At 70.2% G+C, this 23,391-nt stretch carries 16 protein-coding genes; 3 read left to right on the forward strand and 13 right to left on the reverse strand.

The genetic code is table 11. From position 1 onward, the window contains the following. Positions 1-142 precede the first annotated feature (142 nt). Positions 143-1,027 (forward strand): aldo/keto reductase, encoded by an 885-nt coding sequence (locus tag ACGFZQ_RS23915; protein WP_393841998.1) that lies wholly within the window; start codon positions 143-145, stop codon positions 1,025-1,027. A gap of 153 nt (positions 1,028-1,180) precedes the next feature. Here the strand turns inward: ACGFZQ_RS23915 and ACGFZQ_RS23920 are convergent, their stop codons facing one another. Beyond that, the gene (locus tag ACGFZQ_RS23920; protein ID WP_393841999.1) at positions 1,181-1,579 is read right to left on the reverse strand and encodes a (2Fe-2S) ferredoxin domain-containing protein; all 399 of its coding nucleotides are present in this window, start codon (positions 1,577-1,579) and stop codon (positions 1,181-1,183) included. After that, positions 1,576-3,561 (reverse strand): heavy metal translocating P-type ATPase, encoded by a 1,986-nt coding sequence (locus ACGFZQ_RS23925; protein ID WP_393842000.1) that lies wholly within the window; start codon positions 3,559-3,561, stop codon positions 1,576-1,578. Before ACGFZQ_RS23925 ends, ACGFZQ_RS23920 begins: the two co-directional genes overlap by 4 nt. A 131-nt stretch (positions 3,562-3,692) precedes the next feature. Between ACGFZQ_RS23925 and ACGFZQ_RS23930 the strand changes: the two genes are divergently transcribed. After that, complete coding sequence (locus ACGFZQ_RS23930) at positions 3,693-4,085, forward strand: ArsR/SmtB family transcription factor (RefSeq protein ID WP_393842001.1); 393 nt, start codon at positions 3,693-3,695, stop codon at positions 4,083-4,085. Between the two features lie 478 nt (positions 4,086-4,563). Here ACGFZQ_RS23930 and ACGFZQ_RS23935 read toward each other — a convergent pair whose 3' ends face one another. From ACGFZQ_RS23935 to ACGFZQ_RS23950, 4 genes are read right to left on the reverse strand one after another with little or no spacing between them, the layout of a single operon-like run. Continuing rightward, positions 4,564-5,838, reverse strand: coding sequence for a TIGR02679 family protein (locus tag ACGFZQ_RS23935; RefSeq protein WP_393842002.1), 1,275 nt, complete (start codon positions 5,836-5,838; stop codon positions 4,564-4,566). Next, entirely contained in the window at positions 5,835-10,025 is a 4,191-nt protein-coding gene (locus ACGFZQ_RS23940) for a TIGR02680 family protein (RefSeq protein ID WP_393842003.1), read from the reverse strand. Before ACGFZQ_RS23940 ends, ACGFZQ_RS23935 begins: the two co-directional genes overlap by 4 nt. Continuing rightward, positions 10,022-11,368 carry a TIGR02678 family protein gene (locus ACGFZQ_RS23945; protein WP_393842004.1) on the reverse strand — a complete coding sequence of 449 codons (1,347 nt, stop codon included), beginning with the start codon at positions 11,366-11,368 and terminating at the stop codon, positions 10,022-10,024. Before ACGFZQ_RS23945 ends, ACGFZQ_RS23940 begins: the two co-directional genes overlap by 4 nt. Next, positions 11,365-12,918 (reverse strand): TIGR02677 family protein, encoded by a 1,554-nt coding sequence (locus ACGFZQ_RS23950; RefSeq protein WP_393842005.1) that lies wholly within the window; start codon positions 12,916-12,918, stop codon positions 11,365-11,367. The genes ACGFZQ_RS23945 and ACGFZQ_RS23950 overlap by 4 nt, the downstream gene beginning before the upstream one ends. A gap of 487 nt (positions 12,919-13,405) precedes the next feature. On the opposite strand from ACGFZQ_RS23950, the gene ACGFZQ_RS23955 reads away from it, so the two are divergent. After that, positions 13,406-15,145, forward strand: coding sequence for a SpoIIE family protein phosphatase (locus ACGFZQ_RS23955; RefSeq protein ID WP_393842006.1), 1,740 nt, complete (start codon positions 13,406-13,408; stop codon positions 15,143-15,145). A 575-nt stretch (positions 15,146-15,720) separates the two neighbouring features. Here ACGFZQ_RS23955 and ACGFZQ_RS23960 read toward each other — a convergent pair. From ACGFZQ_RS23960 to ACGFZQ_RS23990, 7 genes are all read right to left on the reverse strand, one after another. Beyond that, entirely contained in the window at positions 15,721-16,569 is an 849-nt protein-coding gene (locus tag ACGFZQ_RS23960; RefSeq protein ID WP_393842007.1) for an RNA polymerase sigma factor SigF, read from the reverse strand. Between the two features lie 125 nt (positions 16,570-16,694). Continuing rightward, positions 16,695-17,627, reverse strand: a complete 933-nt coding sequence (locus tag ACGFZQ_RS23965; protein WP_393842008.1) for an anti-sigma factor RsbA family regulatory protein — start codon at positions 17,625-17,627, stop codon at positions 16,695-16,697. Continuing rightward, entirely contained in the window at positions 17,627-17,983 is a 357-nt protein-coding gene (locus ACGFZQ_RS23970; protein ID WP_393842009.1) for an STAS domain-containing protein, read from the reverse strand. Before ACGFZQ_RS23970 ends, ACGFZQ_RS23965 begins: the two co-directional genes overlap by 1 nt. A 629-nt stretch (positions 17,984-18,612) precedes the next feature. After that, positions 18,613-20,349, reverse strand: a complete 1,737-nt coding sequence (locus tag ACGFZQ_RS23975; protein WP_393842010.1) for a CocE/NonD family hydrolase — start codon at positions 20,347-20,349, stop codon at positions 18,613-18,615. Continuing rightward, on the reverse strand, positions 20,346-21,308 hold the full coding sequence (locus ACGFZQ_RS23980) for an MBL fold metallo-hydrolase (RefSeq protein WP_393842011.1): 963 nt from the start codon (positions 21,306-21,308) through the stop codon (positions 20,346-20,348). Before ACGFZQ_RS23980 ends, ACGFZQ_RS23975 begins: the two co-directional genes overlap by 4 nt. 37 nt (positions 21,309-21,345) lie before the next feature. Next, positions 21,346-22,269 carry an alpha/beta hydrolase gene (locus ACGFZQ_RS23985; protein WP_393842012.1) on the reverse strand — a complete coding sequence of 308 codons (924 nt, stop codon included), beginning with the start codon at positions 22,267-22,269 and terminating at the stop codon, positions 21,346-21,348. A gap of 4 nt (positions 22,270-22,273) precedes the next feature. Continuing rightward, positions 22,274-23,389, reverse strand: a complete 1,116-nt coding sequence (locus tag ACGFZQ_RS23990; protein ID WP_393842013.1) for an FAD-dependent oxidoreductase — start codon at positions 23,387-23,389, stop codon at positions 22,274-22,276. Between the last annotated feature and the right edge of the window lie 2 nt (positions 23,390-23,391).

Consider the following 23,391-nt stretch of genomic DNA (forward strand, 5'->3'; position numbering starts at 1 on the left):
CAGGCGGCTGCGAGGTACTGCCATTACCTGGAAGAGCAGTGACTCCCACCTGCGGGCCGAGACGCGGTTCTCTGGAAAGGACCGAGGTCCCGATCGCGGCCCGCCCACCTCCCGGGCCCCCCCTCACCGAAAGGTCCCTGTGATGCAGACCCTCACCCTCAACAACGGCGTCGAGATGCCCGCCCTCGGACTCGGCGTCTTCCAGACCCCGCCGGACGAGACCCGGGCCGCCGTCACGGCCGCGCTCGACCTCGGCTACCGGCACATCGACACCGCCGCCGCGTACGGCAACGAACGCGAGGTCGGCCGGGCCATCCGCGAATCCGCCGTACCCCGCGAGGAGATCTTCGTCGAGACGAAGATCTGGATCAGCGACTACGGGTACGACGAGACCCTGCACGGCTTCGACAAGAGCGCCGCCAAGCTGGGCGTCGACCGCATCGACCTGCTGATCCTGCACCAGGCCCTCCCGTCGGACTTCGACAGGACCCTCGCCGCCTACCGCGCTCTGGAGAAGCTCCTGGCCGACGGCAGGGTCCGGGCCATCGGCGTCAGCAACTTCATGGTCGACCACCTGACCGCGCTCCTCGACGCCACCACCGTCGTCCCCGCGGTCAACCAGCTGGAGATCCACCCCTACTTCCAGCAGCGCGCCGTCCTCGACTTCGACGACGAGCACGGCATCCTCAACCAGGCGTGGTCCCCCATCGGCGGCATCACCTTCTACCCGGGGTACGGCGAGAACCGCAGGAGCGTCCTGGAGGACTCCGTCGTCACCGGCATCGCCGAGGCGCACGGCAAGAGTCCCGCCCAGGTACTGCTCCGCTGGGGCGTGCAGCACGGCCGCTCGGTGATCCCCAAGTCGACAAAGCGGCACCGCATCGCCGAGAACATCGACGTCTTCGACTTCGAGCTGACCGCGGACGAGCTGAAGGCCCTAGACGCCCTGGAGACCGGCCGCCGCGGCGGCCCCGAACCCGAGAACATCACCCTCGCCGCCTACGGCCGCGCCATCCCCGAAGCCTGACCGCAATCGTAGGGAGCGATCATCAAGGTCACGTCACGCTGACCGGCCACACGGGGTTGCGCGCAGTACACGGGGCCCGCATCCCGATCGTGGGGCTTCGGCACCCCACCTCGCGGACACGCTGCACCCATACGGCCGGCAGGCGGCCCGGTGTCAACCCTCGACTCCGCGCCGTACCCTCCGCGACGGGCTGAACTCGTACAGGTCCAGGATCTCCGGCGGCTCACTCAGGCCCGGGCCCCCGGCGCGGACCCAGGTGGCGATGTCGGCCGTCGCGTCAGGGTCGTTGACCAGACCGAGCCACACCGGTCGGCCGCCGGCCGCGCGCCCGGTCGGGGACGGCTGGACGACGATGACGTCGGCCTGTTCGCAGGCGTCCAGGCAGTTCACGACCCGGATCTGCGCCACGCCAGTCAATTCGGCTTTGAGAGCGGCGAGTTGGGCAGCATGGTCGACACCGGGCACCTTGGCCGTACCGCAGCAGCAGCCTCGGCACACGGTGACCGTGCACCGGGGCGCCGGCTGCGCGACAGGCGTCCTGCGGCGGCTCATCGGGCAGCCCGCTTCCAGGCAGCCTCGCGCAGCAGGCGGAGTCCGTTGAGGCCGACGATGACGGTGGATCCCTCGTGGCCTGCCACACCGAGCGGCAGGGGCAGAGCCCCGGCCAGGTCCCAGACGACCAGGGCGGCGATGAACACGCCCGCGATCACCAGGTTCTGGACGACGAGTCTGCGAGCCCGCCGGGACAGCGAGATCACGGCCGGGAGGGTGGCGAGTTCGTCACGGACGATGACCGCGTCGGCGGTCTCCAGCGCCAGGTCAGAGCCGGCCCGGCCCATCGCGATGCCGGTGTGGGCGACGGCCAGCGCGGGCGCGTCGTTGACGCCGTCGCCGACGACCATCACCTTACGGCCGGATTCCTCCAGTTCCTGGACCGCTTGCACCTTGTGCTCGGGCAGCAATCCGGCACGCACGTCCTCGATGCCGACCTCAGCGGCCAGCAGGACTGCGGTGCGTGAATTGTCACCGGTCAGCAGGAGAGGTGCCGTTCCGGTCAGAGCCGCGAGAGAGGCGACCGTGGCCGTGCCGTCCGGGCGAAGACGGTCGGCGATGCCGAGGACACCGAGGGGCTTACCGTCCGCCAGGACCAGAACGGCGGTCCGGCCGCCGTCCTCCAACTCGGCGGCAAAGACCGACGCACGCGCCAAGTCGGCGTCCACGGCACCGGCGAGCAGCCGCACGGGAGCCCCGACCGCGACCTCTTGCCCGTCCACGGTGGCCCGCACGCCGACCCCGGGCGTCGAACCGAAGCCGTCGACCGCCGGAAGGACGAGGCCCTTCTCCCGTGCCGCGTCCACGACGGCACGGGCCAGCGGGTGTTCGCTGGAGTGCTCGGCCGCGGCGGCCAGGGTGAGCAGCGCGGCCTCGTCCAGGCCGGAGCCCGGCAGTGGCCGGACGTCGGTGACGCGCGGGGTGCCCTCGGTCAGCGTGCCGGTCTTGTCCAACGCGACCGCGTCGACCTCGCCGAGCCGTTCCATGACCACCGCGGACTTGACCAGCACACCGTGCCGTCCGGCGTTGGCGATCGCGGACAGCAGCGGCGGCATCGTGGCGAGGACGACCGCGCACGGCGAGGCCACGATCATGAAGGTCATGGCCCGCAGCAGCGAGCCGGTCAGTGCGGCACCGAAGGCGAGCGGCACGAGGAGGACAGCGAGGGTCGCGGCGACCATGCCGAGCGAGTAGCGCTGTTCGACTTTCTCGATGAACAACTGGGTGGGCGCCTTGGTCTCCGACGCCTCCTCGACCATGCGCACGATCCGGGCGATCACCGAGTCGGAGGTGTCGCGCTCGACCCGGACGCGCAGCGCGCCGGTGCCGTTGAGGGTCCCGGCGAAGACCTCGTCACCCGGCTCCTTGGCTACCGGCAGGGGCTCGCCGGTGATGGTTGCCTGGTCGACGGCACTGGCCCCGTCCACGACACGGCCGTCCGCCCCGATGCGCTCCCCGGGCCGCACCAGGATCGTGTCGCCGACGCACAGTTCCTCGACGGCCACCGCGGCCTCGGTGCCGTCGTCCGTGATCCGGGCGGCGGTGGCCGGGGCCAGGTCGAGCAGACCGTGTACCGAGTCGGCGGTGCGGGCGGTGGCCAGCGCCTCCAGGGCGCCGGAAGTGGCGAAGATGACGATCAGCAGTGCGCCGTCCATCACCTGCCCGATCGCCGCCGCGCCGAGTGCCGCGACGACCATCAGCAAGTCGACGTCGAGGGTCTTCTCCTTCAGGGCCTGGAGCCCCGCCCAGCCCGGTTCCCAGCCGCCGGCCGCATAGGTCAGCGCGTACAGCGGGCCCCAGGTCCAGGCCGGGCCGCCGGTCAGCTGGAGGGGCAGCGCCACCAGGAACAGCACCAGGGCCACCGCCGCCCACCGCGCCTCAGACAGTGCGAGGACCCGGGTACGACGCTGGGGCACGACGGCTCCGCGCGCATCGGCGGTCCGGTCGGCCGGGACCGACGGTGTGACGAGGGTGGAGGTCATCGGGTGGGGTCCTTCACGAGGGCATGACGGATCTACGGACGACCGGAAACCCGGCACCGTCCTCCCACCGTACAGGACCATATGAAGACTCATTCAAGTGTTCATGGATGGTTCTCCGTAGGATGGAACCCATGGGCCATGGAGCTGACGGACGGACCACCACCACCGCCACCGCACGCGAGCGCCTGGAGACCGTCGGCGCCGGCGACGTGGCCGCCACGCTCCAGGCGCTGGCCACCCCGTCCCGGCTGCACATCCTGGCCCACCTCCAGGAAGGCCCGTGCGCGGCGACGGAACTCGCCGACGCCGTCGGCATGGAACAGTCCGCCTGCTCCCATCAACTGCGCCTGCTCCGCAATCTCGGCCTGGTCACCACCGAGCGCCGGGGCCGCTCGGTCATCTACGCCCTCTACGACAACCACGTCGCCGAACTCCTGGACCAGGCCCTCTACCACGTCGAGCACCTGCGCCTCGGCCTGCGCGACACCCCGGCCACAGCGCACCCCGTGGCCGAGGTGGGCTGAACGCTTCTCGCAAGCAGCCACGCAGACCGACCGCACCCAGCGAGACGGTGGACCTGTGTCGCGGAAGGCCCCGACCGGGACACAGGGGAGGCGGAACTGACGACGACGGCCTTACGGCCACTGCCGCCGGAGGCCAAATGGTGTGCCGTGCAAGCCTGATGGTGGCTCACGCTCGACATGGGCCGCCCAGCAGCCACACTCGCTGTTGGGGCTTGACGATCCGGCGAGATACGTAAACGGAGCGCACCAACACGAGCTTCACCCAGCGTCTCGGCCCCGCAGCGGCGGCAAGGACGGCACCCTTGCCGCAGGTCAGCGTCAGGCGCTCTTCCCGGCCGGCTCCAGAATCGCCACGCACTCCACATGATGCGACATCGCAAAGATGTCACTAGGTGAGAAACCTGCTATACCGGCTGGTCAACGGGGGTTTTGTGCTCTGCTGGAGGCCCCTTCGGACGCCCAGGGCGTCAAACGAGCGTCACGATCCGCCGCAGTGGCTTCCCTCGTGAATCGCTTCGGCCAGGTCTGCCAAGAGCACGTCAGTCACTAGTTCCTCGACCACGGCGGTGCCGTGGTCGGTCATGGCGAAGGTCAGTTCGGGGTCCCAGGGGGCCTCGGTGAGGCGGCCTGGCCGGGGGCCGTGTGGTGTGCGGGCGACCGCGGCGCGGTAGTCCGCCGCTGTCATGCGCCAGGGGCGGGCCGGCGTCTTGTCCAGGAGATACGCGGCGATGCGGATGCCTTCGCCATCGAAGTCGCCGTGGTAGCGGAGGCCGGCGCCCTGATCCGCGAGGAGGCGGAGGAGGTGGACGGCCGCGGTGTTGGGCCAGCCAGATGTGCACACGAGCGGCGGACAGTCCGGGCCGAAGCGGCGTACGGCGAGAGCCAAGATGCTGGGGTTCTCAACGGCGTGGACGACGGGTGCGGGATCGGAGGCGAGGATGAACTCTCCCGGGGCCCGCAGTTGGGCAAGGGTCAGGCTGGCTGCCTGACCGGCCTCGGCACAAACGCGGGCCACACGGGCCAGTGGGCCGTCGCCGGCCGGACGCAGGCCGCCGACGAGAACCGTGGCCGACAGGTCGTTGTCGGCGACACCGGCGCGGGCCCACAGAGCGCGCCGGTCCGCCGCGGACTCCGGTGCAGCGGTGTCGTGGAGGGTCGCCAGAGCACGGACGACGAGGGCGGACAGGCGGGTACCGTCGTCGAGTGCGTGGGCGTCGCCTTTCAGGACCCGGGCAGCGAAGACGGGCAGGGGCTCAGCCTGAGCCGGGAGTTCCCCGAGCACGGTCAGCGCGTCCGCGAGCAGGGTTCGGGTCAGTTCCGGTGAGCCACCGACCAGCCCGGTGGCTCGGCATGACGCGGTCCAGTCGGCGAGCGCGGGCTGGGCCCGCACAGTGGCGTGACCGTCCAACCATGTCCACAGCTCCGCACGTTCGTCCTCCTTGCGACGCCGTTCGCCTGCACGGTCATCGAGGGGGCCGACGAGTTCGGTGACGGTTTCACGCACCGTATGGCCGGACAGTTCCGTGACAGCCTCTTCCAAGCGGGCCAGCGAGACGGAGGGGCGAGGGTCCGGCAGGCGGTCCAGACCCAGGAGGTCGGCGAGGGCCTCACGCTGGGCCTCGTCGAGCGGTCCGAGGCGCACCCGTTTGACGGGGCGGCCGGAAGAGAGACGGCTGTGGACCGTGTGCCAGAGCGGGCGGAGTTCGGGGCGGCGCAGGGTGCGTTCGCCCGGGGCGGGTTCCGTGTGGGTCATCCCGCCTCCAGGTCGGTGCCGTTCCAGACGAAGCGAGCGCTGGTGACAGCGTCGTCGTCCCCGTCGGTGAGGAGTTGGTGGACGGCGATGCCGGGCAGTTCGCCGTAGGTGCACCATTCATGGTCGGAGGTGATCATGAGATCAAGGTCGAGTGCGGTGAGCAGGGCGAAGACCTGTCCGCGGTTGACCGCGTCGACACCGACGAAGACCTCGTCGAGCAGGATGGGCCGGGGTGCCAGGGGCACGGCCTCGTAGTGGGCGGCGACGGCGGCGAACAGCGGCAGGTGCAGTGCGATGGCCTTCTCTCCGCCGGAGAGCGCGCCGTGCAACTTCTTGGTCAGCGGCTGCCAGCCGGTTCCATTTGCCCGGTCGAGGCGGACGGTGAAGCGGTGCCAGGCGGTGTAGTCGAGCACCTCGCCGAGTTGCTCCTCCCAACTCGCGGCCGTGTCACTGCCCTTGGCCTCCTCGATACGGGCACGGAAGAAGGCGTGCAGGGCTTCCCGGTCGGTCTCGTCGACCCGGCCAGGGTCCTTGAGCAGGAGCTGACGGGCGGTGCGGGTGCCGTCCGGGAGATCCGGACGGACGTCCCAGACAAGCTGGACGGCGACGTTGGAGGCGGTACGGACCCGCTCCAGGTGTCTGTTCATGCGGTCGACGAGTTCGCCTGCCTGGCGGATGCGGGCCGCGAGGTGCCGGCGGATGTCACCGGTCAGGATCTGGTCGAAAAGACGCCGCTCGGCGGTGGTGATGTCGCCACGGCTGCGGTCGCGCTCCTGAGTGAGCGTGGTGAGCATGCCCGTCGCCCCCACGCGTACGCCGTCCAGGGTGGCGGTGAACAGCTGGATGTCGTCGTCGGGCTCCAGGTCCAGGTCGGCACGGGCGCCGAGTCTCTGGCGGGCCTCGTGGACCGCTTCGGAGAGACGAGTCGCGGCGTCGCCCAGATTGCGAGGGGCGTGCGGGATGCCGGGCCACTTCGCCGCTGTGGCCCGGGCGGCCTCCAGGGTTGCTTTGGTGCCGTCACCGGCGTCGAGTTCCGGTGCGATGCCGGCGTCCTCGGCCAGCCCGACCAGGCACAGATGCCGGAACCGGTTGGCCGCGGCGTCCCGGGTTCCGGCGGCCTGTTCCCGCCGTTCGGCGTCCTGACCGCTGGTGGCCTGCAGGCCACCGATACGGCCCTCCAGGCGTAGCAGGAGATCGGCTGCCCTACGGGCCTCCTCACGGCAGCGCCGCAGTTCGGCGCGTGCCTCGGCGACACGTGCGACGATCTGCCGGTAGTCCTCACCGACGGTCGCCTCCACCGCCTCCATACGGGCCTTCAGACCCGCTGCCTCCGCTTCGGTGGCAGCCGCCGCCTCGGCCTGTTCCTCGGCGGTCCGACGCGATCGGTCTGCCAACGCGGTCAGTTGGCGGGCCCTGTCGGCAGCGACGGTCGCTGTGAGGCATGCGTCCACCCAGTTGTCGGCGGTATCCCGGAACTTGTCGACGTCGACGGAGAGTTCCCGCAACCGGTCCCGGTCGGTGGGCAGTCCGTGTTCCGCAGCCCGGCGGCTGAGCGTGTGCAGGGCCCCCGCCACCTCGGTCTCACACCGGGCCAGGTGCGCGGCCGCGTCACGCACGGCGTCGTCCCGGGCAGCCGCCTTCGCCTCGGCTCGGTCCCAGTCGCGCCGACGGGCGTCGAGGTCCCTGTGGTCGGGTCGAGCAACACGGTCGGCGTCCAGCAGGACACGACGGGCATCGAGGCCCCTCAGTCGGTCGTCGACCACGGCGAGGGAGGCGTTCACCTCGCCGATGTGCTCAGTCAGTTCACTGATCCTGCGCTGCCGGGCCCGCTGCCGGGCCAGGGCACCGATGTACGCGGGTTCCGGCTTGCTCCAAGTCCCGGTGGCCAGCGCGAGACGCCAGGCGCCGTCGGCGGAGACGGCCGCGGAGTGACCCCCGGGCAGCGCCGCGCCGTATGCGACACCGGCGAGGATGCGGGTCACGGTGTCGGCCGGAACGGGGATGTCTTCCTCGGTCCTCAGCACGTCCAGCAGACTGGGCCCCGCGACTGTCACGGCCAGGGCAGCCTCGGCGCGGGTGTCGTGCCCTGGCAGGGTGATCCCGTCGTAGGGGCTGACCCAGGCGTCCAGGAGGCCCGATGCCTCCAGCGCCGCTTCCACCGCGGCCTGAACAGGGAGCGGGACGTCTTCACGGAAGGCGACCAGCCGCCACAGCGGTGCTCCCGCCGTCGCCGTGCGGACGGTGGTGCGGGTGCGCGGAGGCGGTGGCGGGAGGTCTGTCTCGCCGCTGAGCCGTCGTACCTCCTCCTCAAGTCGGTTCCACTCGTCCCGCAGTCCCTGACGCGCGGCTCGGGCGGTGGCCTCCGCCGTTGCGATCTCCTGTTCCAGCGGGCGTGCGGCAGCTTCGACAAGGGCTCTCACGTCGGCTTCCGCCGCCGCTTCGGCCGCTAGTTCCCCAGGGTCGGCGATGCGCAGTTCCGTGCAGCCCTCGGCCCAGGCGAGGAGCCGTTCCGCCTGCGTGGCAAGGGCCTCGTCCCAGGCGCCGGACGCCTCCTCCCGCCGGGCGATCGCCTCCGCGAGTCGGGTACGGGCCTCGTCCAACAGGTCCTCGCCGGCGCCCCGGTCGCGTACCGCACGGTCGTGGGCGTCGATCGCCTCGGTGATGAGGGCGACCTGCTGCCGTCGGGCGGTGACCGCGCCCCGTAGGAGCCGACGGGCCTGTCGGGCCCCGTGCTCGCCCACCGTTCGTCGCATGCCTTCGGAGAGACGGCTGCCATCGGAGAGACGGCTGCCGTCGGAGGGACGGCCTCCCTCCTCACGCACCGTGCCGTCGGAGAGCGTCACCGTGGGATCCGCGTCGAGGATCACCTTCACCTCGTGGTGGACGGATTCCATACCCGCCGCCCGTGCCGACCGACGTGTCTCCTCTCCCGCTTCACGCGCGTGCTCGTCGAGTGCGCGGGCCTGACCCGCCGCCTCGTCCGCGTGCCTCCTGTCCTTCTCCGCCCCGACCTGAGCGGTCTGGGCAGTGGCGCGCTGTCGCCCGGCGGCGGCTACCGCGTCTTCCGTGCGGCGGCGGAGCCGGTCGAGTTCCTCGCCCTGCTTGTACGTGTCGCTCTCACGCAGACCTTCGACGGTCTCTTCCAGGGCGTGTGCTCGCAGCTCCTGTTCTTCGCGCCGAGCCCGGGCTGACTCACGCTCCGTCAGCGCCTGTTCGAGTTCCTCGGCGCTCTGCCGGGCGGCACGGGTGAGGTCGTCCATCTCGGTGGTCGCCGAGATCAGCGCGGCCGAGCCGGCCCGCAGAACCCGTCGGGCGTAGGCGCGCTGCCGGGATGCGACGGTCTCGGCCGCCGTCACCTCGTCATTGAGCCGCTTGAGGTGTTCGCGCTGACGGTCCAGTCGCTCGAACCCCTCGGCGAGTTCGGCGATCTCTCCCTCGCCCAGCGGGGGCAGAGCTCGTGACAGCAAAGTGGACAGCAGGGACGGGTCGAGCCGTTCGGACAGTTTGGGCTGGCGCAGCTGGAGCAGGGCGGACAACAGCGAGTCATAACGCTGCTCACCCATGCCTGCGAAGAGTTCACGCCGGACAGCGGTGCGATAGTCAGTGGCCGAGGCGTGTACATCGCCGCGGTCGCGCAGGGCTTCTACGAGGGCAGCACGGGTCAGGGGCTGTTTCGACTCGTTGACGAGGAGCACACCGTCGGTGTGGGCGATCCTGGAGCCGGTGGTGAAGTAGTCGGCGTGCACCCCGCTGGTGTGCACGCTCGCCTGCAGGCGCGCACCGCAGCCGAACCATCGCTCGGTGCCGTCGTCCCCGACGCGGCGGAACTCCATCCACACGTATCCGACGCGGGTCTTGCCGGAGGCGCCTTCGCCGAGCAGGTTCCAGTGCATGGTTCGTTCCGAACCGCCGAACGTGGAGAGGCGGTTGGGCCGGAGGCTGGCGTCGAAGAGGAAGGGGAGCAGAAGCTCCAGGGCCTTGGACTTGCCCGAGCCGTTCTGGCCGCGCAGCAGCAGGCGCCCCTGGTGGAAGGTGAAGGTCTCGTCGTAGTAGCGCCAGACGTTGAGGATGCCCGCGCGGTGCGGCTGCCACCGGTTGCGGGCGGCGTCCGCCTCTTGCCTCGGCGGCCCGGCCGGTTCGGCCGCCTCCTCCGGCCGTCGCGGGAGGGGAAGCTCTGTCACGCTCACTGCTTGTCTCCTTCTGCGAGACCGCCGCCGGAAGTCGTGGTGCTTGCCGTCTCGCACGAACTCACGCCCGATTCCGGTCCGGACCGATCCTCCGGATCCGAACTCGTCGTCTCTGTCAGGCGGTAGCGGTACGCGGCCGGGCACGCGACGACACGGTCCCCTGCCGGGCGGGCGAGGCCGACGTCGCGCAGTACGCGTACGGCGTCCTCTGACAGCCGGGCCGCGCCGTCCTCGGACTGGTACGCCTTGGCCCAGCGCGGGAAGCGGCGCAGCAGGTCCGCTCCGGCCTCGGCGAGCTGTTCGGGCAGCATTCCGGCAGGCGCGGCGGAGAGCGGCTCCAGAAGGAGGAGAGCGGCAACCCGGGCAGTGGACGTGTCGTCGGGAAAGCGGACGTCGGTGGCGAGCCCGTCCGGGTCCACGAGCAGGAAGCCTTCGGCTCGTTCCTCCAGGAGAAAGCCGGCCTGCTCGACCGAACGGCGCAGGATCTGGCGTCCGGTCAGGGAGGTGACGTATGCGAGCTCGTCATCGGCGAGGTCCGCCCGGTGCAGCACGGGGTCGTCGAAGAGCCTGCGCAGTACCGAGTGACGCAGCCTCAGGTTGCGTTGTGCATCCGTGGTGGCGGTCTCGCTGTGTGCCTCGTCGGCTGTCCCGTCGACGACTACGCCGCCGTAGCGGCGCTCCCGCACAAGGCCCGTGAGGAGCCCCTCGAACCGCGCCGGCACCTCGTCCGGCGGTACGGCGAGTCGGGAGGCGCCGACGGGCGCGGCGGGCAGCCGCATCAGCAAAGTGGTGTCCACGCGGTAGAGGACCTTTGCCTCCGCGGACTCGACGTACGCCTCGGTCGTGCCGTCCACCGCGCGCAGTACGTCGTACGACTCCAGCAGCTTCAGGACGTCGACGAATGCCATCCGCTCCGGCTTGTGGACCGGGTCGAACGCGGCCAGTGCCCGATCGGCCGCCGTGGCCTGTACGACGCGATCGGCGAGCATGCCGATGGTTGTCATCGGCATCGACAGCAACTCGGCCGCGGTCACGCACAGCAGAACGTAGCGTCGGCGGTCGAACGGGGCCCGGCCGGAGCGGGCCCTGCGGGCCGGTCGGGAGCTGTCCGGGTTCGCGCGGACTTTGGTGAGGCGGGCGTACCCGCGGCGAGGCTCCACGACCAGACTCCAGCCACACGTGTAATCGAACCACTGGGCCAGCGGCTCGCGACGGCGTCGTACCAGTTCGAAGCCGGTCGGCTCGGCAGCCACGGTCAGTAGGGGGCGAGCCAGGAGGAGGCGGATGGCGCGCGCGACCTCCTCCCGTTCCGCAACGGCCAGTTGGTTGGCCAGCGTGCTCATCCCGCCGCCTCCTGCCACGCGGCGCGGCCGGCCGGGAGGGCGTTCGCTCCGCCCGCCGCGGTGATGTGGAGGACGTAGTCCGGACCGGTCAGTGAACCCTTCGCGGTGTGCAATACGGCGGTGCGCTCATCGGGAGGCGGCACGAGCACGATCTCCACCCGGCCGTCTCCCGTCGTGGCACGCCGCAGACCGGCCACGTCCGGCCGGGCGGACAAAGCCCGACCCAGCAGGTCGAGCAGGCGGTCGAAGACAGCGGGATCCAGCGCGCCGAAGGAGGACAGGCGCACGGGTCCGTCCGTCTCCAGTTCCTGCCACGCGCGCGCGAGTTCCGCTCGCTCCACTCGGGCCCGCTCGGCGCGCTCCGCCCTGACGGCCGCGACATCTCGCACCTTGGCCGTACGGGTGAAGCGCTCCGTCCGTCCGCTGGTCCGCAGCAGCGCCGACACCTCCACCGGCGGGGCTTCGGACCAGGAAAGGGACGACGGAATCAACTCCGGGTCGGGGTGCGCGAGGTGAGCGTGGCGGGCCGGGCCGAGGCCGAAGGCGGTCGACCACAGCCGGTGCAGGTCCTCTTCAGCGGGGGCCGCCGCGAACCAGCGCGCCAGTTCCCGGAAGTCCTGCACCGCGCTGGAGGAGCGGCGCCGCGACTCGTTGATCCGTTCCAGAACCTGCAGGAGGGAGACGATGGCCCGCCGGGCGATGTCATGCAGCTGCTCGATCCGGGGCCGCGCCCCTTCGTCCGGAAGGAACCATGCCCGCAGACCCGCCCAGCGCGCCCGCCTGCTCTCCAGCCAGCCGGCCGCGGGATCCTCACCAGCCACCGGCGGCAGCTCGGCGCCGCGCAGGGCTCGCTCTCGCAGCACGGCGGTCCCCCGCTCCTCCACCCGGGCCACGGCGGCGGCGACCATCCCCCCACGCCGGTCGAGGTTGACCAAGAACTCCTGTAGATAGGCGACGGTGGCGGCCTTGACCTCATGGAAAACTTCCAGATCCGCGCCCTCTGCGCGCAGGAGCCGCTGCAGTTCGCCGTTGAACGCCTTGGTGTTCTCCACCAGGGCCTCCAGATGCCCCTCCAGCTCCCGCAGCGTGCTGAAGATCCGGCGGTCGGCCGAGGCGGGTTCATCGGACAGCAGGCACAGCTCGTCCAGCCTGTCGGCGATCGCCTCCAGCACGGCCGTCTGCAGCGCCCCCGTGGAGGCAAGAACCTCAAGCGCGTGCCGAACTCCGGCGAGAGCGGCCTCACCCCGTCGGGTCAGCGAGTACTGCAGGTTGCGCCGCTCGTATTCCTCGGCCGTGCGGTAGTTCTCCGCGTGGTTGTGCACCACGTCCAGGAGCTCCCACTGCACGAGCTTCCTGAGCGCCTCATGCAGTTCCTCATCCTCGACCGCCGCCGCCCAGCCCACCCCGCGCAGCTGCTCGCGCACCGCATCGAGCCCCAGGGCCGTCTCCAGGTGCTCGCCGGCCACACCGAAGGCGTTCAGCACCGCCCCGTACAAATCGGACCTCTCCACCGTCGTGAACCGGAACATCTCCGGTGGAACCCTGCGCATGCCTGTCCCCCCTCCCCCACCGCTTCGGCGGCATCCGGATCTCCACGGTAGAGGGCGGCTCCGACATTCACAGGCGAGTCCCCGAACAGCAGATTCATCCGAGGAGAATCGGGCGGTCTCGTGGCCTGGGCCGCTAAGAAGTGTGGTCGCACTCGGCGGGCGAGCAGCGTCCGGTCCCCGCCCTCGTGCAGGAGCTGGGGCCGATCCGTGACTCGTCGAAAAGATGTCGTCCCAGACGAGTCACGAAAAACACCAGCTCAGGGACCGTTTCCCGGCTCATTGCTCCGCATGCGTGCGCCGAGAGCGTCAAGAGCAACAGTCCATTCCTCCTCATCACTCGCGACCGGCATTCGGGACTTCAAGGACAGCTTCTTCCTGCACCACCAGGACGTGCTCGAGCAGTCGCAGCAGGGAAGACGAGCCTTCGATACATGCCGGAATCCGGTTGGGGTACTCGACTCGATTCGGGCTTGAACAGAGGAGGAACATGGACGACGTCGCCGCTCCTGGGAGGGAAAGTGTTCCCCTGTCCGGGCATCAGGCGCATTCTTGCGCCCTGCTCGACGGAACGCTGGAAAACCTGCGGGCGTCCGCCATCGCGGTCGATGACGATGGCCTCATCGTCGCGGTCAACAGCGCGGCCCAAAGCCTGCTGGGCAGGGAAGCCTCAGAACTCGTCGGTCAGGACTTCCACGACCTGCTGCACCGGGACAGATACGGGCACTCGGTGCCGCGCACGCGCTGCCTGATGAGGAAGGCCATCCTCACGGGGGACACCAGACATGGCGACGCCGAATGGTTCGCCTGCGGGGACGGCACTCTCGTCCAGTTGTCCTGGCTGGTCACGCCCTACTCACCCGGTCCGGGCGGGACAGGTGCGCTGGCGATGCTGTACGAGCCGAAGCCAGGGGACGTGCGCCACACCGACGGCGGGCACTCCGCGCCGCTGGCGGAACTGGACCGCCTGTCCCTGCTGGCGGAGACAACCACGCAGCTCACATCCACCCTGGACGCGGACGAGGCGCTGCACCGGCTGGCGGCCCTGACCGTGCCCCGGCTCGCGGACTGGGCCGTGTTCGACCTGCTCACCGAACGTGACGAAGTACGACGCGTTCTCGTGATGGAGCACAAGGACGGCATCCTCGTCGAGCGGGACGACCTGCAAGGCCCGATGCCTCCCGTGCCGGCAGAGTCACCGATGCCCCTGTCACGGGCCCTGCGCGGCGCCGCCTCCTCCCTCGCCGGCCCCGCCACCTACCAAGGTCCGCCCGACTCCGGCATAGCGGTCGAGCAGCAGCGCCTGTTCACCGCGACAGGTATGCATTCCGCCGTCATCGCACCCATTCGCGGACTGCGGGACGTACTCGGCGCCCTGACCCTGGGCCGCGCCCAGCGTCATGACGCTTTCACCCCTGCCGACCTGCCGCTGCTGGAGGACCTCACCCGCCGGGCGGGCCTGGCGCTGGACAACGCGCGCCTGTACCAGCGCCAGCGCAAAGTCGCCGAGACCATGCAACGCCACCTGCTGCCCCAGCTGCCCGTCCTGCCCGGGCTGGAGATGGCCGCGCGCTACGTACCCGCTCCGGACGCCTCATCCGTGGGCGGTGACTGGTACGACGCCTTTGCTCTGGCCGCCCACGCCCACGCACTGGCCATCGGCGACGTCGTCGGACACGATCTCGACGCCGCAGCCGGCATGGCGCAGGTCCGCAACATGCTCCGCGCCTTCGCCTGGTCCCACCCCGAGGCCGCACCCAGCGCCGTCGTCACACGGCTTGACGATGCCGTGATGCATATAGCCGAGGTACCCATGGCCACCATGATCCTCGCCAGGCTCACCCTCGGGAATGACACACTGTGGCGCCTGCGCTGGACGAACGCCGGCCACCCGACGCCCCTGCTCATCACCCACGACGGTCAGACCCGCTACCTCGACGAGGCTCACGGCATACTCCTCGGAACCGGAGTCACCAGACCTCGCCCCGACGCCGTCACCGTCCTGCCACCCCAGGCCACGCTCCTGCTCTACACCGACGGACTGGTCGAATCCCCGCACCACTCCATCGATCACGGGCTTGACCGGCTGCGCCGACACGCGGCCTCCCTCGCCCACCGCCCCCTCGACTCCTTCTGCGACTTGCTGCTGGACCAGGTCCGCCCCAGCGACAACGATGACGACGTCGCCATGATCGCGCTGCGCACACCCCCTCCCGTAGGACTCGCCTGACCCGCGCGTGAGGCAGATCGAGTGGGCGGAACGGGAGACTGTCGAAGCTCCTGAGCCGGTGGGCTGAGGCTTCGAACGTCTCTCTCCACCGCGCTGGAACTTCGCCGGGGACGGGCACCGCGGGCATGTAGGTCGGGGGCGGCCGGGAGGAGCTGTCTGGTGAAGGCGTACGGCAGGTCCCTGCGGTGCTCGCGGGTATCGGCGTCATGGTGTCCAGGTCGGCTCCGGCGTATGGCCATCACTTCGACGGCGCACTCGGCACAGCACGACATTCGCCTCAACCGCCTTACGCACACCGATGACGGGACAGCCTCTTGGCCACACGTCCGTCGTCCTTCCAGGCGCCCCGTCGGACGACTTCCGCGAAGCCCTGCTCTACACATGGGCCATCGCCTACATCGCGGGCAGCGACGGCAAGGAACCACTCCTACTGGGCCCAGAGTCATCCCCATTTCGTCCGCCGCCTTCATCGACCGACGTCTATGCACCCCACCTCGACGGCAGCACGGTCGCCCGGTTCTGGACGGCATCCGCCGACGGACTCTGCGGACCTGGCATCGCGTTGCCGGTGGGCCTCAGCGGTGGGTGAGCATGCCTTCACGCAGGCGGCTCAGGGTCCGTGACAGGAGTCGGGAGACGTGCATCTGGGACACGCCCAGGTGTTCGCCGATCTGGGCCTGGGTGAGTTCTTCCACGAACCGCATATGGATGATCTGCCGGTCCCGCTCATCGAGTTCGGCGAGCAGCGGGGCCAGGGTGTGGAAGTCCTCCACCAGTTCCAGCGCCTGGTCTTCGGCACCGATGAAGTCCTGCAGGGCGCTTTCGCCGTCTTCGCTCCCGCCGATCGCGACGTCCAGGGAGGAGGAGTTGTAGCCGTTGGCGGCCAGACGAGCCTCCCGCACCTCTTCCTCGGACAGGCTCATCAGCTCCGACAGCTCCTGGACCGTGGGCGTGCGGCCGAGTCGGCTTCGCAGTTCCTCGGTGGCGCGGGCGAGTTCGACGCGGGCTTCCTGCAGCCGGCGCGGCACGTGCACGGCCCAGGTGGTGTCGCGGAAGAACCGCTTGATCTCGCCCACGATGTAGGGGATCGCGAACGAGGTGAACTCCACTTCGCGCGTCAGCTCGAACCGGTCGATGGCCTTGATCAGGCCGATCATGCCGACCTGGACGATGTCCTCCATCTCCTCCGCGCCGCGGCTGCGGAAACGGCCGGCCGCGTATCGGACCAGGGACATGTTCATCTCGATCAGCGTTCCGCGAGCGTAGCTGTACTCGGGGGTGCCCTCTTCCAGGACCGTCAGCTGTTCGAAGAAGAGCCGGGAGAGCTGGCGAGCGCCCTTGGGCGCCACCCGGGAGGGGTCGGCGACCTCCGGCAGCTCGCTCGTTCGTGCGTCCAGTGCCGCCGCAATGCTCATGACCGCCATGCTGTGCCCTCCCAAAGTTCGAGCCGACCGCTACCGCCTGCAAAACTGCCGACGGCGCAGCGCATACCCCGTACTCCCGTACCCATACGTGTGCTGTGTTGAGCGGGCCCGTCACCTGGTCGTGGTCAGCTGGGGAGGTAACAGCGAATGGTGGTGCCGTCGGGGCCGGTGTGGACGCGGACGAGGTCGGCGAGTTGGTGGACGAGTAGGAGTCCACGGCCGCCGGGCTGCGTGGGATTCGGCGGCCGGCGGCCGGCCAGGGGATCGGCCAGCTGTCCGCCGTCGTGGATCTCGCAGACGATCCGGTCGCTCTCGGCCCAGATCCGCAGTGTCCCCGAACCGGCGCCGTGGATGACGCTGTTGGTGGTCAGCTCCGCCACCGCGAGTTCCAGATCTCCCAGGCTCACGCCGGACACGCCCAGGGACCGCGCCTGGGACACGGCGAAGTCGCGGGTGTCGGGCAGTGTCTGGGCGGCGAACGGGCGGGCCGCGGCTTCGAGGGGGGCGAGCAGTGGCTCGTTGTAGCGGGCGATGATCTGCTCGGGACCATAGGCTGTGGATTGCGTCTGGCCATCGGCGTCGATGACGACCGGGTGGGTCGCCAGGGCGTCGCTGAGGGCCTGCTTGTCCAGCTGGCCGGCGTCGTAGGGGCACAGGATGGTCACCGCGCGCCCGGTGAAAGCGGTGTTGATCAGCGCCTCGTGCTGGACGCACGCCGGGTACTCGACGGCGGAACGACCCTGCCAGATCGGCTCGCCGATGATGCGGACCCGGCGGGCGCTCGGCTGGGCGTCGGCGAACTTGCGCAGCACGCTGGGGATGATGCGGCCGGGGTTGCGGCCGGCCTGGGTCATGTCGATGAAGCGCACCTCCGCTGCTCGCTCACCCAGCCCCTCGCGGATCAGCTCCAGGCGATCCGGCGGAGCGGCGACGGCTGCGGGCTCACCGGCGTCCAGCCCTTCCCGCAAAAAGGGAACCGTGCCCTCGATGTACTGGTCCGTGCCGCGGTAGAAGAGAGCCGGGTGAACGAACGGCTCGTGCGAGGTGGCTGTGCTCATCACGCAGCCACCTCGATCGCGGCGATATCGGGCCAGAAATGCTTGAGGATGCGTGGCAACTGCGGCGGTGGTCCGTGAAGCACGATCCGCTGCCCCTCGGGGAGACGCTGGGCGGTGACCGCCAGGTCCGTCACACCGGCCACATCCACGAACCTCACCCGGGACAGATCCACGTGCAGCACATCCGTGCGACGCTCGACCAGCTGATTCAGCGCCTGCTGCCATACGGACCGCGTGTTCATGCTGATCTCCCCTATCGCCCCCAGCCCCGAACTGTCAGGCAACGGATTGATCTGCAGTACCGCACCACGTGGCGGCACGGCGGGGCACCCGCCCACGCCAGGTACGTCATCCACGCTCTTGCCCCCAGTTCCCCGGGCTCGGCCGCACGGCGGCTCTACCGATCACCTTGCACGATACTCGGTCAGACACCGCGGACTCCCGGTCCGGCCAAGTGAGGGAATCGGGCCGGGCGCCTGGCCTGCACGGGTCCCGGGGAGGCGAGTTGGTGGAGCTCATGCGACCGAGTAGGTGTCCTCCCGTAGTGGCGCCCATGCTGACTCACGCTCAGGGGGAGGGCGAGCTCAGGGAGCGAGGCTGAGTTCGCCCCAGGCCGTCGTGCGTTCCTGCAAACAGGTCGGCCTACCCCGCACCCAACCAACAGGAACCGAAGAAGCGCAGGTCAGGAGCCTTTTTCAGCGGGCTCAAGAATCGCCACGCACTCCACATGATGCGTCATCGGAAAGATGTCACACGAAACGGGGGCGGAAAACACCAGCTCAGACGATGTTTCTCCGTCTTTGGACGGACAGGCAGGCCTTCGGAGCGTCAGACGAGCGTCAGGAGCGAGGTGCTCTGCCTCGCCTCATCGCATCGGGCGGGCGGGCGGGCGGGCGGCCGACGGATGCAACGGATCCCCCGTCAGGACGCCCTTGCAGCTCATCCGTGCTGAGCGAGCCCGCCCGCTCCTGTCGCGTGCGGCGCGTTACCGGGTCGCGTCCGCGGCCGGTGCCGTCGTGAACGGCAGCACCAGACGGGACGGGTGTGCGGCGTCGCGGTAGATCTTGTGGGTGACGGGGCGGCCCACCGGGAGGTGGAAGGCGTCCGGCGGCAGCAGCGCGTTGTGCGCGTCGGCCAGGGGCTCATCGTTCGACAGCTCCACCACCAGGCGGTGACCCGGCCGGAACGTCGCGGCGAACGGGTAGAGCCGCAGCACGTACTCCTCGATCTGCCCGGGCTCCACCGGCACCGCCCGGGTGTGCGGGTGGTACGGGTCGCCCTCGGTGGTGCGCTCCTCGTCGAGTTCCCGGTGGGACGCCTTGAGGTAGCCGGTGGTGATCAGTTGCCGCTTGCCGCCGGGTGCCTCGTCCCACAGGCGCAGGATGAAGTTGGTGTCGGCCTGGTCGATCTCGGCGAACAGGTGCGCCGCGCCGGTGCCGATCATCTCGGTGGGTTCCTCGAAGGGCTCCGTGCTCCACCTGAGCACCTCGACCTTGTCGGTGACGGTGAGCGGTGCCTGGTAGAAGCCGTCAGGGGCGGCGTGTCCGGTACCCATGTACTCGGGCTCGAAGGAGAGCTTGTGCCGCGGGCGCAGGTAGAGCGACCTGTGCTGGTTCTCCTTCGGCGGCCACTGCGCCGCGGTGACGACCTCCCGCGAGCCCTCCACGAAGACGCTCACGGCCGGCTCGTCCATGATTCCGTTGTCGATGCCCTTGAGCCAGTACTCGTACCAGCGGAACATCGTGTCGTGCTCCTCGATCCAGGGACGCGACTGCATCGGGGGGTAGGAGCCGATGTCGAGCTTCTTGGGCCCCTTGAGCACGTTGAAGAGCTCGATGTGACCGTCCACCGTCCAACCGCGGCCCTGGTCGATCTGGAGGTAGACCGGGATGTCGATGTTCCGGGCCAGGTTGACGGGATTGCGTTCCTCGTACCAGTCGCCGTCGAGCGGGTTCATGACGATGTCGAACCAGAACTCGCGGTTCTTGGGGTACTTGAGCACGTGGACGAGGTTCGGCCAGGCCGCGACGTCCGGGTCGTTGAGCCGCTCGTCGACGAGCTTCCTCAGCTTCTCGGGGCTGTGGACCTCCTGCATGCGGGACTTCACGTCGGTGTGCGCGATGCCGGAGTCGCCGCCGCGGCCCTCGCGGGCGGCCCGCGGCATGAACCACATGACGCCGCCGTGGTACGTCGTCTCGTAGAAGTCGAAGTGGCCGCCGCTGACGAAGATCGCCTTGAGGTGCGGCGGGCGTTCGGCGGCGGCGAGCACCTGCATCGAGCCGAAGTAGGAGATGCCGATCATGCCGACGTTGCCGTCGCACCACGGCTGCGCGGCGACCCACTCGATCAGGTCGTGCAGATCCTGTCCCTGGGGGACTCCGCCGGCGTTGTAGTTGCCGATCATCTCGCCGCCGGAGTCGCCCGTGCCGCGCATGTCGCCGATGACGTGGACGTATCCCTCGCGGACGACGCGGGCGATGTCACCGGCCTCGATGCAGCCGTCCCACATCGGGCTGGGCCGGCGCTGCGGGGGCGTGGTCAGGGCGAGGGCCTGCAGCTCCTTGCCGTAGGCGCTCATCGCGATCAGGGCCGGCCGGGGCGCGTCGTCCATGCCGTGGTACGCGTCCACGGCCAGTTCGACGCCGTCCCGCATCGGCACCCGCAGGTCCTTGTGGACGGCGATGGCCTGCTCGCCCGCCCGGATGGTGTGAAGGTCTGTCATGGTGCGAAGCTCCTGTACTGCACGGTCTGGTGGTGCTGCGCGCGGTAGCCGTGCAGCGAGGTGAAGAAGGGCGACGGCTCCAGCGCCGGGTCGCCGGTGTAGCCGAGCGCGTCGGCGACGGGGGTGAAGGGCGAGTACGGCGAGTCCGTCTCGCCGAGGCCGGCGTCGAGGCAGGCGCAGGCGGCCTCGGCGACCCGGTGCTCGGCGGCGAGGCTCTGGGCGAGGGCCTCCCGGGCCTGCGCCTCGTCGAGCTCGACGCCGTACGGGGTGCCGTCGGCGCGGCGGTACGGATGGCCGAGGTACAGGCGCCGCGGGCGGATCTCGTCCCGCAGGTACCGCAGGCTGCCGCGGTAGCCGGCCGGGTCGGTGTAGCCGGGGAAGCCGTTGGCGGCGCCGTGGACCTGCACGGCGTCACCGACGAAGACCGAGCGCTGCCCGTCGAGGACGTAGGCGACCGAGCCGGGGGTGTGACCCGGGATCGCGTGCACCGAGACGGTGACGTCGCCACCGAGGGAGAGAGTCTCCCCGCCCCGGACGAGCAGGGAGGGTTCCATCTCCCCGGAGATGACGGCGTGCGCGGCCGCCGCCACCCCGGCCTCGCCCTCGGCGTCGCGGAGGTACCGGCCGCGTCCGGCGCGGTACTCCTCGACGTGCGACCGCCGGGAGCGGAGCATCGGTGCGTCGGCCTCGTGGATCACCACCTGTGCGCGCCGGCCGGTGAGTTCCCACAGGGCGTGCGCCCCGCCGACATGGTCGATGTGGCCGTGCGTCAGCAGGATCCAGCGCACGTCCTCGATGCGGCGCCCGATCGCCTCCAGTGCCGGGGCCATGCCCTCGGCGGGCGAGCTGGCGATCCCGGTGTCGACGATCGCCGGTTCGGGTGCGTCGACGAAGAAGCTGGACAGACCGAACCGGCCCCATGGCGAGACCAGGGGGTGGACGGTGACGTCGTGTGTCATGGTCCTCTTTCCGAACTCGTGCGCGACGGCGGCCGGCTCAGCGCCGGGTGAGGAAGTCGCGGGTCTCGGTGAAGACCCGGTAGTACTCGGGGAGCCGGGAGAAGTGCTGGACGAACCCGTGGCCGGCGCCCTCGTACCGGCTCACCCTCGCCGCCACGCCGGCCTGCCGGAGGCGGCGGCCGTAGAGTTCGCCCTCGTCACGCAGCGGGTCGAACTCGGCGGTGACGACCAGGGCCGGCGGCAGTCCGCTCAGGTCCTTCCGCTTGACCGGGGAGACCAGCGGGTCCGCGGGGTCGGCGCCGCTGTCGAGGTAGAAGGAGTTGAACGGCTTGAGGCCTGCTGTCTCCAGGCCGTAGCCGACCGCGTTCTCCCGCAGCGAGGCGTACCGGTCCTCGTCGAAGTCCAGGTCCAGCGAGGGGTAGTAGAGGACCTGGTGGGTGATCCGGTCGAAGCCGTCGTCGTGTGCCCGGGCCGCCACGGCGGCCACGAAGGTGCCGCCGGAGCTGTCCCCGGCGAGGGCGAGGGTCGTCCCGTCCCAGCCCAGGCTCTCGCCCTGCTCGGCGGCCCACCGGGTCACGGCGTGGCAATCGTCGAGACCGGCCGGGAAGGCGGCCTCGGGCGCCCGGCGGTAGCCGACGGAGACCACCTTGAGCCCGGTCTCCTTCGCCAGCGAGCGCGTCACGTGGTCGTGCGTCTCCAGGCTGCCGAGGAAGAACGCTCCCCCGTGGAAGTAGACGAGCAGGCCGTGGCGGTCCGCGGCGGTGGGCGTGTAGACGCGCACCGGCACGTCACCCGAGGCGGTGTGCGCGGTCAGGTCATCCACCGCGTGCAGCGGCAGGCGCTCCTCGACGGGGGGTATGTGTGCCTCTTCCGCGGCGCGCATCGCGACCGGGTCGAGCGGGCCCTCGGGCGGGGGCGGGAGGGTCGCGAGGAACGTCGCGATCTCGGGGTGCAGCGGCATGATCTCACTCCTTCGTCGCGGCGGCCGCGGTTTTCTGGCCGGGGAAGACGTCGTTGATCTCGTCCTCGGTCCAGCCCTGCCGCGAGATGGCCTGCAGCTTGTCGGTGACCGGCTTGCGGGTGGCCTGGTACAGGGCGAGGCCCTCCTTCAGGGAGTCCGCCCCGCGCAGGGCGTCGGCGAGCGCGCCGGCGTCCTCGATGGCCGAGTTGGCGCCCTGGCCCTGGTGGTGCAGCATCGAGTGCGCGGCGTCACCGACGAGGACGACGGAGTCGGAGTGCCAGGTGTCGACCGGGTCGATGTCGTAGACGGCGCGGATGTTCACGGTGTCCATGTCGAGGCCGCGCGTGATGTCGACCAGGCGCTCGTCGAAGCCCTCGACCGTGCGCAGCATGTCCTCCTTGGTGGCCTGCGGCGTCCACGTGCTGTCCGGGCACAGGGCGGTGATGTCGAAGGACACCTGGTTCCGGTGGCGCAGCGGCAGCAGGTAGATCTTGGTGCCGCGGCCGATGTACATGCGCAGGTTGTCGTCGGTGACCATGCCGTGGGCGTCGTCCACGGAGATGACGGCGCGGTAGGCGTGCTCGCCGGAGAACACCGGGCCCCTCTCGCCGAACAGCCGCTGCCGGACGACCGACTTGATGCCGTCGGCGCCGACGACGAGGTCCGCCTCGACGGTAGTGCCGTCCGCGAAGGTCAGGACGGAGCTGCCGCCCTTGTCCTCGACGGTCTCGAGCCGGTGGCCGAGGCGCACCATGCCCTCGGGCAGCACGCCGAGCAGCGCCTCGATGAAGTCGCCGCGGTGGATCAGGTGCGTGTGGGTCTGCTCGCCGTCAGCCGGCCACGCTTCCTTCATGATCGGGTCGCCGGTGGCGGTGAGGATCTCGAAGCACTCGCTGGGCGAGCTGACCCGGTCGATCGCGTCGAAGATCCCCCACTGGCGGAACCGGTTCATGGTGGCGGGGCGCAGACCGATGCCGGCGCCGACCTCCCGGATGCGGTTGGCCTGCTCGTGGACGGTGACGTCCGCGCCGAGCAGGCTGAGGGCCTTGGCCGCCGCCGCGCCGCCGTATCCCGCTCCGACGATCGCGATCTTCAGGTTCTTCAGGTCCGAGGACTGCATGG

Source organism: Streptomyces sp. NPDC048254 (assembly GCF_043201895.1).
Lineage (GTDB): Bacteria > Actinomycetota > Actinomycetes > Streptomycetales > Streptomycetaceae > Streptomyces.